This window comes from Dactylosporangium vinaceum (genome assembly GCF_019904175.1).
GTDB classification, from domain to species: Bacteria; Actinomycetota; Actinomycetes; order Mycobacteriales; family Micromonosporaceae; genus Dactylosporangium; species Dactylosporangium vinaceum.
Window position 1 is genome coordinate 11,389,230 of the sequence record NZ_CP061913.1, and the last position, 16,002, is coordinate 11,405,231.

Below are 16,002 nucleotides of genomic sequence, written 5' to 3' on the forward strand. Positions count from 1 at the left end.
CTGGCGGCCCTGTCCGGCGCCGCCCGCTGCGGCGGACCCGGCGCCGGGCCGGGTCAGCGCACCGCGGTGTCGTCCCCGGCGGCGCGGCGCGCGATCGGAGCGGCCGGGGCCGCGGCGGCCGGAAGGTCGACCCGGAGCAGCGCGCCGCCGCGGGCGGAGCGCGCGACGGTGGCCCGGCCGCCGTGGGCGTCGACGACCCGCTGCACGATCGACAGGCCCAGACCGGACCCGGGCAACGCCCGGGCGCTGTCGGCCCGGTAGAACCTGTCGAACACCCGCGGCACGTCGGCGGCGTCGATGCCCGGCCCGGCGTCGTCCACCTCGAGCACCGCCGACGCGCCCTCGGCGCGGAGCCGGACCTGGATCGGCTGGTCGGCGGGAGACCACTTGCCGGCGTTGTCGATGAGATTGAGCACCGCCCGCTGGAGCGCGGCGGGGCGCCCGCGCACCCACACGGAGGTCAGGTCGAGCGCGACCTCGATGTCGGGCCCGCGGGAACTCGCCCGGGTCGCAGCGGCCCCCACCACGTCGGCGAGATCGAGCAGCTCGGTGCTCTCGTCGCTGACGTCACCCCGCGCCAGGTCGGTCAGCTCGGCGGCCAGGGTGCTCAACTCGGCCACCTGCGCGCCGAGATCGTTGAGCAGCCGGGTCCGGCTCTCCGCCGGCAGTGCACTGTCCAGGGTGCCGCGCCGATCGAGCCGGATCAGCAGCTCGACGTTGAGGCGCAGGCTGGTGAGCGGGGTCTTCAGCTCGTGCGCGGCGTCTTCGGCGAGCAGCCGCTGGGCCAGCCGGGAGTCCCGGAGCGCGGCGAGCATGTCGTTGATCGACTGGATCAGCCGCCGGATCTCCCCACCGCCCTCGTCCGGAATGCCGGCGTCGAGGTCCCGGGTGTGCGCGACACGGACCGCGGCGGCGGTCAGCCGGTCGATCGGCGCCAGCCCGGTCCGCGCCACGGCCCGCCCGACAAGGGCGCCCCCGGCCACGCAGAGCAGCCCGATCAGCAGCATGCCCAACCCGAACTGGTTGACCGGGGTGTCGTCGGCGACCCGGGCCACCTGGACCGCCCCGTCGCCGGCCCGCAGCGTGTAGACGATATAGCCGTCCTCGTCGCTGTCGTCCGACTCCATCAGGTCGGCCGACCCGCCCTGGGCCACCCGCCTGGCCTGCTCGCTGACCGGAGGCAGCGCGGGTTGGCCGGCCGGCGTCCGGGTCGAACCGTCGGGCAGGATGACCCGCACCAGCCGACCGGACCCGGGATACGGCGGCAGCTGGACCTGCGCCAGACCGGCGCGCTCCGCGTCCGCCGCCAGGACGCGGGAGTCTGCGCGCAGCTGATGCTCCGCGGCGCCCCGCAGCTCTCCGCCCAGCAGCTCGCTGGCCACCTGGAAGGCCACGAACACGCTTACCGCGATGGCCGTCGCCGCAATCACCGTCAGCCGGGTCCGCAGGGACTGCCGGCGCCACCATCGGGTCAGCCGGCGCGGTTCCCGGCCGGCGCGCCTGCTCACGGAGGAGTCTCCCGCAACGTGTATCCCAGGCCCCGCAGCGTGTAGATCAATCGCGGCTCACCCTCGGCCTCCATCTTGCGGCGCAGGTAGCTCACGTACACCTGAAGGTTGTTGGCGGTGGCGCTCATGTCGAAGCCCCAGATCGCCTCGAACAACGCGTCGCGGGTCAACACCCGCGTCGCATTGCGCACGAGGACCTCCAAGAGGGAGAACTCGGTGCGGGTCAGCCGCAGCGGCCGCTCGCCCCGCCACGCCTCGAACCTGTCGGGATCGAGCCGGACGTCGGCGAACGACAGGACCTGCGACTCGCCGTCGCCCGCCGCGCGCCGACGCAGCAAGGCCCGCACCCGGGCCAGCAACTCCTCGGTGGCGAACGGCTTGGGCAGGTAGTCGTCGGCGCCCGCGTCAAGCCCCGCGACACGGTCGGAGACCTGGTCACGAGCGGTAAGCATCAGCACCGGCAGATCCCGGCCCGCCGCCCGCAACCGCCGGCAGGTCTCCAACCCGCCGAGGCGCGGCATCATGATGTCCAGGATCAGCAGATCCATTGCGTCGCCGCCGAGTCCTTCGAGCACGGCGAGACCGTTGGCGACGGTGCTGGTGTCGTAACCCTCGACCTGGAGCACCCGCTCCAGCGACTCACGGATCGCCGCGTCATCGTCCGCAATCATGACCCGCACGCCGCCCGCCTCCTCCAGTTGAAGCCTTTCCTGCCACCATCGCCGATGAACCTGAGAACAGGATTAGCGCCGCCACCGGGACCGACGCCGTGACCGGCACGGCGGGCCGGCGCCCACCCCGCCGTCGCCGTATGGGCTGCCGGTGGTTCGCCGGCCGGCGCCCTGGCGCACCCGCAGAAGATTCAAGACCAAGGCCCGCAAGCCCCCCGGCCGCGGTCCACCCACGTCGGGCACACCGGACAGACGACAATGGCGCCCGGCCCGCGTTTCCGCAGACCAGACGCCAGTCGATGAAGCGCGCCCGAAGGGACTCGAACCCCTAACCTTCTGATCCGTAGTCAGATGATCCGCGTAGTCTCCTACTTATTTACCTTCTCACGAAAGCATGCTGTTTCGCAAGGGGTCCGTGCTCGAACGGTGCGGCGCGTATCCGCAGGTCCACGCGATCTCAGATTCCGCCGGCATGACCAGGCTCGCTATCCCCGGGTGTCCGTGCTGGTTTGGTGCGGATCGTGCTCGACAATCGCGCTACGTCCGATCACATCAGGAACACAACGTGATCCCGCACCGACCCCGTGGTCGGCCCGGCCGCCCCCGCTCGGTGCAGCTCTGTGCGGACGGACCAACAGGTGTGTTCCACCCATGCCGGTGACCGCCGACGACATGCAAGGCGACCGCATCCCGGACCCGTTGTCCGCGTTGGACCAACCGGAGGCTTTGGACATGTGCTGCAGGTGGAGCGTGAAGATCGCCCGTCGCGCCGGTACGGTTGAGACGTGACCCGACAGGACGGCGCCGAGCGGCGACCTTGGGGCTCGCTCGAGGCGGACGTGCTCGCCGCGCTGCGTGACGCCGACGAGCCACTCACCCCGGCCCAGGTGCTGAAGCGCTTGGACAATGCCGTGGCGTACAACACCGTCCAGACGATCCTCACCCGCCTGTTGGAGAAGGGTCTGGCGCAGCGCGGTCCGAGCCCGCACGGCGGACGCGGGCACATGTACTGGCCCACCCATGGCACCGCAACCGCGATCGCGCAGCAGATGCGGGCACTGCTCGACGGTCCCGGCGACCGCCGCGCCGTGCTGCGCGAATTTACCGCCGAGCTCGATCCGGCCGACGCGGCCGTGCTCCGTAGGCTCCTCGCCGGGGTAGACGATCAAGCGTGATCTGGCTCGTCTACCTGCCTCTGGTGCTGCCGGTACTGTTGATTCCGGCTGCGCGCCGTGCCATTGCCGCGAGCCGCCCGGAGGCGGCCGCTCGGGTCCTCACCGGGGCGGCGCTGCTCATCGCCGCCTGCTCGAGCGTCTGTCTCGGCCTGCTCGGCGCCACGCTGTTCGATGACCTGCCGGTGTCGGAGCGGCACGAAGACCACGCAGCGGCGCTCGGCCGGGTGCTGCCCGAGCCGGTCCCGGACTGGTTGGCGCTCATTGCGGCGCTACTGCTGGTGTGGTGCGCCGTTCGGCTGGTGCGCGAGGCATGGCGCAGAGACCAGGCCGCCTCCGTGCTGCACGGGGCGGGGCGCCCGACAGCCGGTCTCCTGGTCGCCGATTGGTCGGCCGCCCGCGCTGTGGCGGTGCCGCCACGGCGGGGGCGCAAGGGTCACATCATGGTGACTACCGGTCTGCTGCAGCTTCTCGACTCGCGGGAACGCGCCGTCGTGTTCGCGCACGAGCAGGCTCACCTGCGGCGGCAGCATCATCGCGTGGCGGCACTGGCTTCTGCCGCGGCGGCCGTCAACCCGCTGCTGCGGCCGATCCCGGCGGCGGTGGACGTCCTCATCGAGCGCAGCGCCGACGAAGACGCGGCCCGTGACATCGGCGATCGTCTGCTGGTGGCTCGCACGATCGGCAAGGTCGCCCTCGGCGACGACGCCGCCGGACGGGACGAAGGCGGCCTGCGGTTCAGCGGTTCGTCCGTTATCCGCCGTGTGACGGCACTGCTCACGCCACCGTCGGACCGGGCCACGCCGTTGCTGGCGCTCGCCGCCGCGGGTCTTGCCGTCGTCGCCACCGGTGCCGCGATCGTCGAGTTCATCGAACTCGCTCGGGCCTGGATGCCTCCGCACTGACCTGTTCAACGGTGCGGCACCGTACGCCATGTTCCGCCGCCGGCCGGGTCCTCACGGGATCGCGACCGTCCGCCGAGAGGGCTTCGCAACCGACCGCCATGGGGCGTGGCGGCGACGTGATCGTGTGCGGCTCCTGCGACACGTGTTCCGTGGCCAAACGACGCGGTTCCGCGGATGACCACGCCTCTCCGCGCGTGCGGCTGGGCCCGCTCAGCGACGGATGAGGGTAAGGGCGCGGTGCCACGGCTTGGCGCCGCCGCCGGTCGGATCTTGTTGTGGCGGTCCGTCCGCGGTGACGGCGCGCAGGTCGGGACAGCGGCGACGGAGTCGGTCCTCCAGCTGGTGGCGCAGCGTGGACTCGGCGGCCGGGCAGCCGTGGCAGGCGCCGGTGAGCCGGACCGTGACCACGCCGTCGTGCACGGTCACGAGCTCGATGGCGCCGCCGTGGGAGCGGGCGAGGTCGCCGACGGCTCCGTCGATGAGTTCCCGGGCGGTGGCGTGCAGGACGTCGTCGGCGGTCGCGGCCCGGCCGGCCGGGAGCCAGCCGCCGCGGTCGGCCAGTGCGGCGTGCAGCGCGGAGCGGATCCGGGCGCCGTCGCGGGTCCAGTCCCGTCCGGTGCCGAGCACTGTCACGATGGCGTCGGGTTCGACGTGCACCTCGGCGAGCGTGCCGTCGGTGAGCAGGCCGGCGAGCGGATCCGGGACGGCTGCGGCGGGCCCTGTGAAGGTCAGGACGCCGGCCGGGGTCATCCAGCGCAACCGGTCGGGCTCTCCCGGGCAGGACTGCGGGTGGATCGGGATCATCGTCACGGCCAGGCCAGCGCGGTCACCGTGTGGGCGAGGTACGCCATCACCCAGGCGAGGCCGGTGAGGTAGGTGAAGGCGATGGCCGGCCACTTCCAGCCGCCGGTCTCCCGTCGCATAATCCCGACGGTGGCCATGCACTGCAGCGCGAACGCGAAGTACACCAGCAGGGCGGCGATCGTCGGCGGCGTGAACACCGGCCGGCCGTCGTCGTGGGTCATCGCGCGCAGTGCCTGGGCCGGGTCGTCGGGGTTTTCGGCGGCGGCCACCTGCCCGAGGGTGGCGACGAACGTCTCACGCGCGGCCTGCGCGGAGAGGATGCCGATGTTGATCCGCCAGTCGAAGCCGAGCGGCGCGAAGACCGGTTCGACGAAATGCCCGACGCTCGCGGCATAGCTGTGCTCGGCGGTGTACGCCGACACAGCAGTGCGGTCGTTCCGGTCGACGCCGTGTGCGCGCAGCTCGGCCGGCGAGTGCAGCGGCAGGTTGAGCAGCAGCCACAGCGCAAGCGTGGTCAGCGCGATGATGGTGGTGCATTTGCGCAGGAACGACCGGGCCGAGTGCCACATCGCGGTGAGCACGCTGCGCACCGATGGCAGCCGGTACGGCGGCATCTCCATGTAGAACGGCAGCATCGCGCCGCGGCGGTCGCCGAGCTTCTTGAACGCCCACGCGGCGAGCATCGCCGACACCGATCCCAGCAGGTACAGGCCGAACATGACCAGGCCCTGCGCCCCGAACGGCCCGAACCGGCTCGCGGGGCTCACCAGCAGACCGATCAGCAGCACGTACACCGGCAGGCGGGCCGAGCAGGTCATCAGCGGTGCGGCCATCATCGTGGCCAGCCGGTCCCGGGCCGAGGGTAGTGTCCGGGTGGCCATGATCCCCGGGATCGCGCAGGCGAACGAGGACAGCAGCGCGACGAACGCGCGGCCTTCCAGACCGGCCTTGGCCATCACCCGGTCCATCAGCAGCGCCGCCCGCGACATGTAGCCCACGCCCTCGAGCAGCGAGATCATGAGGAACAGCAGCATGATCTGGGGCACGAAGACGAGCACCGCGCCGATACCGCCGATGACCGCCTCACCGATCAGCCCGGCCAGCCACGCGTTGCCGATGCGCGCGGTGGCCTCGCCGGACAGCCAGCCGAAGAAGGTCTCCACGTACCCCTGCAGCGGCGCGGTGAGGCCGAACAGGATCTGGAAGAACGCCACCATCACCGCGAAGAACACCACAGTGCCCCAGACCGGGTGCAGCAGCACCGCATCCACCCGCTGGGTGATCCGGTGCCGGTCCGGCGCCCGGTACCCGGCGAAGGCCAGCACGGACTCGGCCCACGCGTCGAACTCGGCGGCCACGGTGGGCGGCGCGAGCGCCGGGATCGGCCAGGACCGCCACTCGTCGAGGCGTTCGCGGAGCCGGTCGACGCCCCGGCCCCGGTTGCCGATCGCGGCCACGACCGGCACGCCGAGCGCCTGCTCCAAAGCGTCGACGTCGAGGTGGCCGGCGCGGGCCTGCAGCTCGTCGGTGAACGTCACCACCACGCACGTCGGCAGACCCCGGCCGAGCACCTGCGCCACGAACCGCAGCGACCGGCGCAGCGTCGTCGCGTCGGCCATGACCAGGAGCGCGTCCGGTGGCGGCGCACCGTCGAGCCGCCCGTCGAGCACGTCGACCATGACCTGTTCGTCGGGGCTGATCGGCTCCAGGCTGTAGGCCCCGGGCAGGTCCTCGATCACATACCGGTGGGCTCCCGAGCGGCTGGTGCCGACGAACCTGGAGACCGTCACCCCGGGATAGTTGCCGGTCTTGGCGTGCAGCCCGGTCAGGGCATTGAAGATGCTCGTCTTACCGGCGTTCGGGCTGCCGACCAGGGCGACGCGCGGCACCCCGGCCTCAGCCGCGGCGGCACCGCCGGGGCCATGGCACCCCGGCTCCGTCACTGGACCTCCCGGGCCAGCACGTACGCCGCCTGCTCGCGGCGCAGACACAGCTCGTAGTCCTTCACCCGGTAGACAACCGGATCGCGCAGCGGTGCCCGCCGAACCACCTCCACCGTGGTACCGCCGGTCAGCCCGAGATCCTCGAGGCGGCGCGCGACCAGGGGAGGCGCGTCAGCGGTCATGCCGACCACCACAGCGCGCCGGCCGGGTGTGAGATCGGCCAGCACACGGCAGTCGGCGGCCTGACCGTCGCGGGTCGCGAGCAGGGCTGCCGCCGGTATTCCTCGAGCCATCCACCCACCATAAGGTAAGGCTTACTTTATTTACCACCCGGTACGCACCGACGCTCGGGGTCACGCGACGACGAGCCAGATAAGGCTGCCAAGGCTGGTGACACCTTGCAGGAGGCCGACGACGATCGCCTCGGGATAGGTCAGCTGGTGCACGCCGGGCATCCTGTCGCAAGCGGTGCTGAGCACGGGAACATCAGGAACCCCCGCGGCGGGCGCGGGCCCGCCCACGGAGCAGCTCAACCGCGATCGGCACGACGGACAGCACGACGATCCCGATGAGGATGAGTTCGATGTTGGACTTCACGAAGGTGACCTGTCCGAGAAAGTAGCCCAGCACCGTGACGCCGGTGCCCCACAGCGACCCGCCGATGACGTTGTAGAGGCTGAACGTGCGGTAGTGCATGCGTGAGGCGCCGGCGACGATCGGGGTGAAGGTCCGCACGATCGGCACGAAGCGGGCAAGGACGATGGACCGCGGGCCGTAGCGGGCGAAGAACTCCGTGGCCCGGGCGAGATTCTCCTGCCGGAACAGCCGGGAGTTCGGACGGCGGAACAGCGTCGGCCCGACTCGTCGGCCGAAGGCGTAGCCGACCTGGTCACCGGCGACCGCGGCGACCACGATCAGCAGGATCACCAGCCACAGCGGCAGGTGGAGGTATCGGCCGCCCGCCACCAGCAGCCCGGTGGTGAACAGCAGTGAGTCGCCGGGCAGGAAGAACCCGATCAGCAGGCCCGATTCGGCGAACACGATCGCGAGGATGCCGATCATCCCGAAGGTGGAGATGAGCCATTCGGGATCCAGGAACTGCACAGGCGCTCCTCGCTTCGGGGGTGCGGCCGTGGTGTCAGCGGAGACACCGCGGTACACCTACATATTGTAGGAGTACGTTGGTGCCGGTGCACAACAACCTGCTCGGGCGCGCGGTGCCGACGGCGACCGCGGTGCTGTTCGTCGTCCTGACCGGACTGGTCACGATGCGATCTGCACCGCTGGTACGGCTCGATACCCACGTCAGCGACGCCGCACACGCCCTGGCGCTCGGACACCCGGCGTGGCGGGCCGCGATGTCGGCTGTCACCCACACCGCGGACAGCGCCGTCATCTGGGTGCTGGCGCTGCTGGCGCTGCTCGTCCTGCTGGCGCGCCGGGACCGCTCCGCCATCGTCCTGCTCGTCGCGACCGCCGCGGCCGCGACGGTCGTACGGCACGGGGTCCTCTGGCTGGTGCACCGGCCCCGGCCCGCTGACCGGCTCACTGCCGCCAGCGGGTTCTCGTACCCGTCCGGTCACACGACATCGTCGGCCGTCGCGGCCGGCCTCGTCATCGTGCTCGGCTGGAGGCTGCTGCCGAACCGCTGGTCACGTCTGACCTTGGCCGGCGTCGCCGGCGGATGGGCCGTGCTGGTCGGCGTCAGCCGGGTCGCACTGGTCGCGCACTGGCCGACCGACGTGATCGGCGGCTGGCTGCTCGCCACCACGGTGATCGTCACGGCCACGCTGCTGTGGCGCCGGCCCGCAGGGGTGCAGGGCGACGCCAGTCCGCCGAACGACCCCGGCTGACGCAGGCGTCCGCCGGGATTCACGGCCACCGCAGAGAGCGCCCACCACCAGCCGGTGGCGTGCGAGGTCAGCGACGGCTCAGGACAAGGGCAGCGGCGTGGCCTGCGCGGCCGCGCCGAGCGGCGGCAGGCCATAGGCGTCCTCGATGGTGCGCAGCACCGCGTAGTGGTCCACGCGCTGTGTTCGGTCACCGGGGCGGACGCCCGCACCGAGGACCAGGGTCGGGATGTGGTTGCCGTCTGTGCCGTTGTCCTCGTCGAAGGTCAGGATCAGCAGGCTGTTGTGCGACTCGGCCCAATCTGCGTAGGAGCCGAGTGTCTGCCGCATCCACCGGTCCGCGTCGGCCTTAGGGCAGTTGTGCATGTCGTGGCACAGGTCGGGGACGACGAACGCAACCGTTGGCAGCTGCCCCCACCGTGAGGGCAGGTCGCGCAGCGGGCGGTTCAAGTCCGCCGGCACGTCGGCGAAGTCGACCCACGGGTTGTGGCGGCGGACGTATGTACCGGCCGAGCAGCCGGTGAATCCTGTCGACGGCAGTGCCTCCGCGTACCCGGTGAAGGTCAGGCCGGCGTCGAGGAGCTGGCGGCCCAGGTTCGGCGCGTCGAACGGGTGGCGGATGCAGGCGTTGTCGGTGACGCCCTGGGTGGAGCCGGAGAACAGCGCGAGATAGTTGGGCTGGCTCGGATGGGTCTCGCCATAGGCGGCGGTGAAGTTCGCGCCGCGCCGTGCCAGCGCTGTTATGTAGGGCGTCCTGCGGTGCCCGATGACGGCGTCGTACCGCTTGTTCTCCATCACCACCACGACGACGTGATCCGGCCGCTGCGCCGCGGTCGACGCGGTGGCATTGAGCGGCGCGGACGCGGCGACCGGTGAGGCGAGCAGGGGCGCAGTAGCGGCCACGGCCGCCCAGATCCATCGCATTCCTACATGTTGTAGGATATGGCGAATTCGCAGGTCGTGGCGCGCCAGCACGTCATCCGATGGGCGACGCATGTGGTCCGGCCGACTGGAAGCTCCGCCATCAGGTCCTCCACTGCACTCGAAGGGTTCAGCGACCTTTCAGGGTAATTCACGTACGTTTCACCCTAATTCTGGGGATTTGACGTCCTACGACCGTCGTGAGGAAGAGCTGTGTCCATTACCGCTGACAGGCCGGCGAGTACGCGCGGGTGGCAGACCAAGGTGCCTGCGATCACCGCCACCTTCTGGGTCATCAAGGTGCTGTCCACCACGATCGGGGAGACGTTCGCGGACTACCTCGCCGTGAATGTCGGGCTGGGTCCCGCCGTGACCGACGCGATCATGTTCGTCCTGCTCGTGGCCGCGCTCGTCGTGCAGCTGCGCACCCGCAGCTACACGCCGTGGATCTACTGGCTCTGCGTGGTGCTGGTCAGCATCGTCGGCACGCAGATCACCGACTTCTGCACCGACACACTCGGTGTGCCGCTCGCCGCAAGCACCGCCGCGTTCGCGGTCCTGCTCGCCGTGGTGTTCACGATCTGGTACCGCCAGGAGCGCACCCTCGCGATCACCTCGATCAACACACCCCGCCGCGAGGGCTTCTACTGGGCGGCGATCCTGACCACCTTCGCGCTGGGCACCGCCGCCGGCGACTTCGCCACCGAGGCGCTCAACCTCGGCTTCCGCAACGGTGCGCTCATCTTCGGCGGCCTGATTCTGGCCACCTGGATCGCGTCGCGCCTCGGCGTCGGCCAGGTGCTGACGTTCTGGATCGCCTACGTCCTCACCCGGCCGCTCGGCGCTTCCCTCGGCGACCTGCTGACCCAGGACAAGGACCTCGGCGGCCTCGCCCTGGGCGCGAGCATCACCAGCGCGCTGTTCCTCGCCGCCATCGTCGTGCTCGTGGCCCGGGAGCAGGTGCTGGTCGGCCGCCACGGGGTCGTGGAGAAGGGAGCCGGCCCAAGGGGCGGGCGGGGTAAGGATCTGGCATGGGCGAGCGCCATCACGATGGCCGTCGCTGTCGCCGGTTTCGCGTTCAGCCTGGCCCAGGGGTCGCCGCCGGTTACGGACCCGCAGGCCGACGCCGTCCAGACCGCGGTCACGGCCGGCGGGACGGGCGCCTCCGTCGCAGCGCAGCCGGTACATCCGAAAACCAAGCTGGGCAATCTCAGCCGATTCGCGGTGATCGTCGCCGACGTGCAGGACAAGATCACCCAGAACGATCTCACGGGCGCCAAGACCCGGGTCAAGGACCTCGAGGTGGCCTGGGACGACGCCGAGGCGGGGCTCAAACCGCGTGACGCCGGCAAGTGGCACCAGCTCGATGACCAGATCGACGCCGTCCTCACCGCCTTGCGGGCGTCGAACCCGAGGCAGGCGGACTGCACTGCCGCGGTGAACAGGCTGATGCAGACCCTGAACTCGTTCGACGGCCGTTGATGCGGCTCAGGTGACAGCCGGCCGGTCGAGGTTCCGTCCGGCCTGCAGGGTCGCCGCGGCCAGCAGCGCGAGCGCCGCGCTGACCCACACGCCGCCGGTGACGGCGGTGTGCACCGCGACGAGCGCGCCCTGCGCGGCGGCCAGAGCCGCACCCGCACCGGCCAGCAGCAACGCACTGCGCAGCCGGCGCTTCGTCGGTACGACACAGCTGGGCAGGACGCGGGCGACCAGTGTGCAGGTACGCAAGGCGACGTAGGCGAGGGCGCACCAGTAGTAGGCCACCAGGGCAACGTCACCGACCCTGCCCGGATGCTCGACCGCGCCGCTGTTGGCCAGCATCACCATGCCGAGCATCAGCACGACCGGCAGCGCCATGGTGCGGGCCGTGAGCGCTGCCAGAACCCGGGCCGTATGCCAGGTCAACGGCGGCAGCGGCGCGGCGATCAGCGCACCGGCGGTGAGCGTTGCCAGGCACAGCAGGGTCAGCTGCGGGGGCGGTGCCGGCTCGGCGGCCCGCAACAGCAGCGTCGCGGCAGCGGTCACGGCGAAGACGGCAACGGCGAGCACCCGGCGGGTCTGCCCGGCGGCGGTCTCCGGCCAGTCACCCGGGTGCAGCCAGAGCCGAACCGCACCCACGACCGCGTCGGGCCAGGTGCGTGCTCCCCGCTCGGCAACCTCCCGGCCGATCTCCGCGCCCCACCGCTCGCGCACGGCCGGCGGATACAACGCCACGATGATTCGCGAGGCGCTCATGCGGTCACCTCCGCTTCGCTCCGGACCGCTCATGCCGGCTCCGCCCCGAGTGCCCGCAGACCGGCCCGCGCCACCCGGGAGAGCTGCTCGAGCTCGGCCCGCAGCGACTCGCGGCCCGCGTCGGTGATCCGCATGATGCGCTGCCGTTCCTGACCGTCGTCCTCGGCGACCGGCTCGACGAGGCCGCGGGCCTCCAGCCGGGTCAGCGCCCCGTAGAGGCTGCCAGGGCCCAGCTTGCGGCCCGTGAGCGTCTCGATCGCCGCATTGATGGCGTACCCGTGGCGCGGCCCGTCCGCCAGGACGGTGAGCACCACCAGCTGCGCGTCGGTGCTGTACATCGGCCTCCCGTTCGACAAGCGGCAGAATACTCCGCACCGCGATACTACTTGCCTCGTACTACGAGGTGCGTACTATGGCGCCATGAAGTTCACCGCCGTCCTGGCGGCACTCGCCACGGCCGTCGCCTTCGAGGCGCAGGCGGTGCTGGCCACCCAGGACAAGACCGTGCGGGCTGTCAGCCCCTGGCAGGACGACCCCTACGACGCGTTCGTATCGTTCGCACTGGTCGCCGTGCCGCCGCTGGTGGTGGTCATCGCCGGGCGCCTGCCGTTGTGGCGGGCACCCGGCGGCCCGGACCGGCAGCAGCAGACCGCCCGGGCGGCCGGCGCGCTGACCGGCCTGGTCGGGCTGACGCTTGCCGCCGAGTGGGCCGCCGTCGGGGCCTGCGCACACAGCGCCGTCTGGAGCGGCCGGACGACCGCACTGATCGCCGGGCTGGCCGGGCAGACGATCCTGACGGCGGCCGTGGCCGGCACACTGTGGCTGCGGCGCGCCCCTCGTGGCACCGCCCGTGGCTGGCGCCATGACTGGCTCGGCGATGTCGTCCTGCTCGCCGGACGGGTGCCGCTCGCTCGGCGCTGGGCGACGCCGCACGTGGCCGTGTGGGTCCGCGGTCACACCACCGGCGTGTTTGCCGCCGCCAGTCTGCTGGCCGGGATCGGCGTCATCGGCGCGCAGGCGCTCGGCGAGGGCTGGACCGATCCGCTACTCATCGGCTGGGCGGTGACGGTGGTCGCGACGAGCATGTTCGCCTTCAGCGTCGCCACCAACGCCGTCGCCGGCTTCATCACCCGCCCGGCCCGGACCCGCACCGCCCGCACGGCGGAGGCGGCGGTGCTCGCCGGCAGCGTGGCGCTGTCGTTGATGACCGCGATCCGCGATTCCGTGTGGACCGCGGTCACCGGCCGGCCGGTCGGGTCCGTGCTCGGCCTCGTCTGCCTCACCGTCGGCGCCGGGCTGGCCGCGTCGGCGCTCACGGCCGCCGTGCTGGTGGCCCGTTCGAACGGAGATACCGGATGATCGAGGTCGCGTCGCTGACGAAACGCTACGGCCGCCGCACGGCCGTCGAGCGGCTCAGCTTCACGGTCCAAGCAGGTCAGGTCTGCGCCCTGCTCGGCCCGAACGGCGCCGGCAAGACCTCGACCATGCGGGTCCTCGTCGGGCTGTCCACGCCGAGCGAGGGCCGGGTCAGCGTCCTCGGCGAGCCGGTCGGGCTCGGGGTCGCGGTGCTGGGCCGCGTCGGCGTGCTCATCGACGGGCCGGCGTTCGTACCGCACCTGAGCGGTCTGGCCAACCTGCGGCTGCTCTGGTCGGCCACCCGGCGGGCCTGGCCGCCGCCCGCGCTCGACGAGGCCCTCGAGCTCGCCGGTCTCGGCACCGCCCTGCAGGAGAAGGTGAAGCGGTACTCCATGGGCATGAAACAACGCCTGATGCTCGCCCAGGCGTTGATGCGCGCGCCCGACCTGCTCGTGCTCGACGAGCCCGCGAACGGCCTCGACCCGGCCGAGGTCCGGGCGCTGCGCGGGTACCTGGCTCGGTTCGCCGAGCGCGGCGCGGCGGTGCTCATCTCCAGCCACCAACTCGCCGAGGTCCAGCAGGTCGCCACCCACGCGGTGGTCATGGACCGCGGCAGACTCGTCGCCGCCGGCCAGCTCGGCACCCTCCTCGGCGCAGCCGACACCCTGCGCTTCGAGGCCGACCCCCTCGACCGCGCCGTCGCCGTCCTGCGGGCCGTGCCCGGGGTCACCGCCGTCACGGCCCGCGGCGGGTACGCCGAGGTCACCGCGCCGGGCGTGCCGTCCAGCGACCTGGTGCACGCGTTGGTCACCGCCGGAGTCCGGGTCGGCGCTGTCCACCGGGCTGGCCGGTCCCTGGAAGACGCCTTCCTGGCCATGACCATCACGGGAGAAGCCGATGCTGCGCGTTGAACTGCGAACCCAGATCCTGCGGCTGCGGACCCTCATCGCCCTGGGCTGCGTGGCCGCCGTGCCGGTCGCCGCGGGCCTGGCCACCGCCACGTCCGCCGGTCACCGGTACAACAACCAGGACGGCCTGTTCGGCGCGTCCACCTACTCCGCGCTCAACCACGCCATGGCCAGCCTGCAGTTCACCGGCCCCCTGCTGCTGCCCATCGTGGTGGCGACGCTGGCCGCCGCCATCGCCTCGGCCGACCGGGACTGGGGCATCCTGCGCTACCTGTACGTCGCCCCGGTCACCCGGACCCGCCTGCTGATCGGCAAACTGACCGCCGTCACGATCGCCGCCGTCACGGCCGTCGGCGGCAACGTCCTCGCCGGGGTGCTCACCGGGCTCGCCGTCTTCGGCTGGCACCCGTTCCACATCATCGACGCACCCGACCTGCCCACCGCAGCCGCGCTCGGCCGCGCCCTGGCCGCCACCGCCTACCTCACGCTGTGCATGCTCAGCATCGCCGCGATCGCCTTCGCGCTCGGCGTGCTCCTGCCACGCGGCGCCGAGGCCGTCGCGATCACCATCGGATTCCTGGTTGCGGCCAGCATCCTCAACGGCCAGGCCGACCCCGACGGCGGCGTCCTGCACACCATCGCGGTCGCCCTGCCGGTGCACTACTGGCAGAGCTGGCCCCAACTGCTCGAACGAGCCGGCTCCCCCGACGTGACGTCGCTGCCCAGCATGGCCACCGGGGCGGTGGCCCAAGTCGCCACCATCGCCGTCAGCGTGGCCCTCGCCGTGCTGGTACTGCGCCACCGCGACCCGGCCGCCTGAGCGTCCGCCGCCCCGGTCCCCGTTTCCACCCGTTGCCCTACACGTTGTAGGTACAGCACCACCGCAACGATCGGGGACCGGCTTGGCCAGCAACTACGCGCGGGTGTTCCAGAACACCGACGCGGTCGAGAAGTACGAACACGTCACCTACGCGCCCGGCAGCTACGCCTCCAGCATCAACGCACGGCAGCGGGCCTATCTGCGGGACCTGGTCCGCCGGGCATTCCCGGCCCGGCCGCCGGTGCAGCACGACTTCGCCTGCGGCACCGGCCGGGCGATCCGCAGCCTGCACGGCCTCGTCCGGGCCGCCCACGGCTACGACACCTCCGTTGACATGCTCGCCAAGGCCGCCGAGCTCGGCACCCAGGCGACGCTCCACCCGATTCCGGCCGACGGCCCGCCGCCGCTGCCAGCGTCCGCCGAGCAACCGGCCCTGGTCACCATGTTCCGGCTTCTCCTCAACGTCGACCCGGCGGTCCGCGACCGGGCCCTCACCTTCGCCACGCGCGCGCTACCCGACGCCGACGCCGGGCTGCTGGTACTCGAAAACCACGGCAACGCCCGCTCACTGCGCCATCTACGAGCCCGCCGGCACCGAGGCAGCCGCTGGTTCGCGGAACTGTCGCATCAGGAACTCGACCGGCTCCTGCACCAGCACGGCTTCGAGATCATCGAGCGGCGCGGCTTCACGATGCTGACCCAGGGCTGGTACGAACGACGGGGGCTGCGCCCGATCGCCCGCAGCGTCGACGCGGCGGCCCGGCTCCTGCCCGGCACCGACGACTACGCCGTCAACGTCGTCTACGTCGCTCAACGCATCGCCCAGCTCCGATCGTGGCAATAGCGGCAGGCGGCGCCCTCTTTCTCGTGGCTGGGCGGCGCGTCGCCGCTCGCAGCGGCGGGACACCC

17 protein-coding genes are annotated in these 16,002 nt (G+C 71.7%); 8 read left to right on the top strand and 9 right to left on the bottom strand.

Going from position 1 to position 16,002, the window contains the following annotated elements:
- Window positions 1–53 precede the first annotated feature (53 nt).
- The gene (locus Dvina_RS51240; protein ID WP_223099443.1) at window positions 54–1,508 is read right to left on the bottom strand and encodes a sensor histidine kinase; all 1,455 of its coding nucleotides are present in this window, start codon (window positions 1,506–1,508) and stop codon (window positions 54–56) included.
- A complete protein-coding gene (locus tag Dvina_RS51245; RefSeq protein WP_223099444.1) occupies window positions 1,505–2,179 on the bottom strand; it encodes a response regulator transcription factor in 675 nt (224 codons plus the stop codon). Before Dvina_RS51245 ends, Dvina_RS51240 begins: the two co-directional genes overlap by 4 nt.
- Before the next feature lie 785 nt (window positions 2,180–2,964).
- Here Dvina_RS51245 and Dvina_RS51250 point away from each other — a divergent pair.
- Window positions 2,965–3,354, top strand: coding sequence for a BlaI/MecI/CopY family transcriptional regulator (locus Dvina_RS51250; protein WP_223099445.1), 390 nt, complete (start codon window positions 2,965–2,967; stop codon window positions 3,352–3,354).
- Window positions 3,351–4,256 (top strand): M56 family metallopeptidase, encoded by a 906-nt coding sequence (locus tag Dvina_RS51255; protein ID WP_223099446.1) that lies wholly within the window; start codon window positions 3,351–3,353, stop codon window positions 4,254–4,256. Before Dvina_RS51250 ends, Dvina_RS51255 begins: the two co-directional genes overlap by 4 nt.
- A 210-nt stretch (window positions 4,257–4,466) precedes the next feature.
- Here Dvina_RS51255 and Dvina_RS51260 read toward each other — a convergent pair whose 3' ends face one another.
- From Dvina_RS51260 to Dvina_RS51275, 4 genes are all read right to left on the bottom strand, one after another.
- Window positions 4,467–5,060 carry a NifU family protein gene (locus tag Dvina_RS51260; RefSeq protein ID WP_223106194.1) on the bottom strand — a complete coding sequence of 198 codons (594 nt, stop codon included), beginning with the start codon at window positions 5,058–5,060 and terminating at the stop codon, window positions 4,467–4,469.
- A gap of 2 nt (window positions 5,061–5,062) precedes the next feature.
- Window positions 5,063–7,003 carry a ferrous iron transporter B gene (feoB, locus tag Dvina_RS51265; RefSeq protein ID WP_246655863.1) on the bottom strand — a complete coding sequence of 647 codons (1,941 nt, stop codon included), beginning with the start codon at window positions 7,001–7,003 and terminating at the stop codon, window positions 5,063–5,065.
- Window positions 7,000–7,296, bottom strand: coding sequence for a FeoA family protein (locus Dvina_RS51270; RefSeq protein ID WP_223099448.1), 297 nt, complete (start codon window positions 7,294–7,296; stop codon window positions 7,000–7,002). The genes feoB and Dvina_RS51270 overlap by 4 nt, the downstream gene beginning before the upstream one ends.
- Window positions 7,297–7,489: 193 nt before the next feature.
- Window positions 7,490–8,065, bottom strand: a complete 576-nt coding sequence (locus Dvina_RS51275) for a VTT domain-containing protein (RefSeq protein ID WP_223106196.1) — start codon at window positions 8,063–8,065, stop codon at window positions 7,490–7,492.
- Window positions 8,066–8,193: 128 nt separating this feature from the next.
- On the opposite strand from Dvina_RS51275, the gene Dvina_RS51280 reads away from it, so the two are divergent.
- The gene (locus tag Dvina_RS51280) at window positions 8,194–8,856 is read left to right on the top strand and encodes a phosphatase PAP2 family protein (RefSeq protein WP_223099450.1); all 663 of its coding nucleotides are present in this window, start codon (window positions 8,194–8,196) and stop codon (window positions 8,854–8,856) included.
- Window positions 8,857–8,934: 78 nt separating this feature from the next.
- Here the strand turns inward: Dvina_RS51280 and Dvina_RS51285 are convergent, their stop codons facing one another.
- Window positions 8,935–9,777 carry an alkaline phosphatase family protein gene (locus Dvina_RS51285; RefSeq protein WP_246655864.1) on the bottom strand — a complete coding sequence of 281 codons (843 nt, stop codon included), beginning with the start codon at window positions 9,775–9,777 and terminating at the stop codon, window positions 8,935–8,937.
- A 261-nt stretch (window positions 9,778–10,038) separates the two neighbouring features.
- Between Dvina_RS51285 and Dvina_RS51290 the strand changes: the two genes are divergently transcribed.
- Window positions 10,039–11,256 carry a COG4705 family protein gene (locus tag Dvina_RS51290; RefSeq protein ID WP_246655865.1) on the top strand — a complete coding sequence of 406 codons (1,218 nt, stop codon included), beginning with the start codon at window positions 10,039–10,041 and terminating at the stop codon, window positions 11,254–11,256.
- A 6-nt stretch (window positions 11,257–11,262) separates the two neighbouring features.
- On the opposite strand, the gene Dvina_RS51295 is transcribed toward Dvina_RS51290, so the two are convergent.
- Window positions 11,263–12,009, bottom strand: a complete 747-nt coding sequence (locus Dvina_RS51295) for a hypothetical protein (protein ID WP_223099454.1) — start codon at window positions 12,007–12,009, stop codon at window positions 11,263–11,265.
- 29 nt (window positions 12,010–12,038) lie between these two features.
- Entirely contained in the window at window positions 12,039–12,347 is a 309-nt protein-coding gene (locus Dvina_RS51300) for a PadR family transcriptional regulator (protein WP_223099456.1), read from the bottom strand.
- Between the two features lie 82 nt (window positions 12,348–12,429).
- On the opposite strand from Dvina_RS51300, the gene Dvina_RS51305 reads away from it, so the two are divergent.
- From Dvina_RS51305 to Dvina_RS51320, 4 genes are all read left to right on the top strand, one after another.
- Complete coding sequence (locus Dvina_RS51305; protein ID WP_223099458.1) at window positions 12,430–13,368, top strand: hypothetical protein; 939 nt, start codon at window positions 12,430–12,432, stop codon at window positions 13,366–13,368.
- Window positions 13,365–14,276 carry an ABC transporter ATP-binding protein gene (locus Dvina_RS51310; protein ID WP_223099460.1) on the top strand — a complete coding sequence of 304 codons (912 nt, stop codon included), beginning with the start codon at window positions 13,365–13,367 and terminating at the stop codon, window positions 14,274–14,276. The genes Dvina_RS51305 and Dvina_RS51310 overlap by 4 nt, the downstream gene beginning before the upstream one ends.
- A complete protein-coding gene (locus Dvina_RS51315) occupies window positions 14,263–15,093 on the top strand; it encodes an ABC transporter permease (protein ID WP_223099462.1) in 831 nt (276 codons plus the stop codon). Before Dvina_RS51310 ends, Dvina_RS51315 begins: the two co-directional genes overlap by 14 nt.
- Window positions 15,094–15,175: 82 nt before the next feature.
- Window positions 15,176–15,937, top strand: coding sequence for a methyltransferase domain-containing protein (locus Dvina_RS51320; protein WP_223099464.1), 762 nt, complete (start codon window positions 15,176–15,178; stop codon window positions 15,935–15,937).
- The last annotated feature ends 65 nt before the right edge of the window (window positions 15,938–16,002 follow it).

Excerpts from the sequence above, each read along its gene's own strand:
- Dvina_RS51245 (WP_223099444.1), bottom strand. The coding sequence starts at position 2,179 with ATGATTGCGGACGATGACGCGGCGATCCGTGAGTCGCTGGAGCGGGTG.
- Dvina_RS51260 (WP_223106194.1), bottom strand. The coding sequence starts at position 5,060 with ATGATCCCGATCCACCCGCAGTCCTGCCCGGGAGAGCCCGACCGGTTG.
- Dvina_RS51270 (WP_223099448.1), bottom strand. The coding sequence starts at position 7,296 with ATGGCTCGAGGAATACCGGCGGCAGCCCTGCTCGCGACCCGCGACGGT.
- Dvina_RS51275 (WP_223106196.1), bottom strand. The coding sequence starts at position 8,065 with ATGATCGGCATCCTCGCGATCGTGTTCGCCGAATCGGGCCTGCTGATC.
- Dvina_RS51285 (WP_246655864.1), bottom strand. The coding sequence starts at position 9,777 with ATGCGATGGATCTGGGCGGCCGTGGCCGCTACTGCGCCCCTGCTCGCC.
- Dvina_RS51295 (WP_223099454.1), bottom strand. The coding sequence starts at position 12,009 with ATGAGCGCCTCGCGAATCATCGTGGCGTTGTATCCGCCGGCCGTGCGC.
- Dvina_RS51300 (WP_223099456.1), bottom strand. The coding sequence starts at position 12,347 with ATGTACAGCACCGACGCGCAGCTGGTGGTGCTCACCGTCCTGGCGGAC.
- Dvina_RS51305 (WP_223099458.1), top strand. The coding sequence starts at position 12,430 with ATGAAGTTCACCGCCGTCCTGGCGGCACTCGCCACGGCCGTCGCCTTC.
- Dvina_RS51310 (WP_223099460.1), top strand. The coding sequence starts at position 13,365 with ATGATCGAGGTCGCGTCGCTGACGAAACGCTACGGCCGCCGCACGGCC.
- Dvina_RS51315 (WP_223099462.1), top strand. The coding sequence starts at position 14,263 with ATGCTGCGCGTTGAACTGCGAACCCAGATCCTGCGGCTGCGGACCCTC.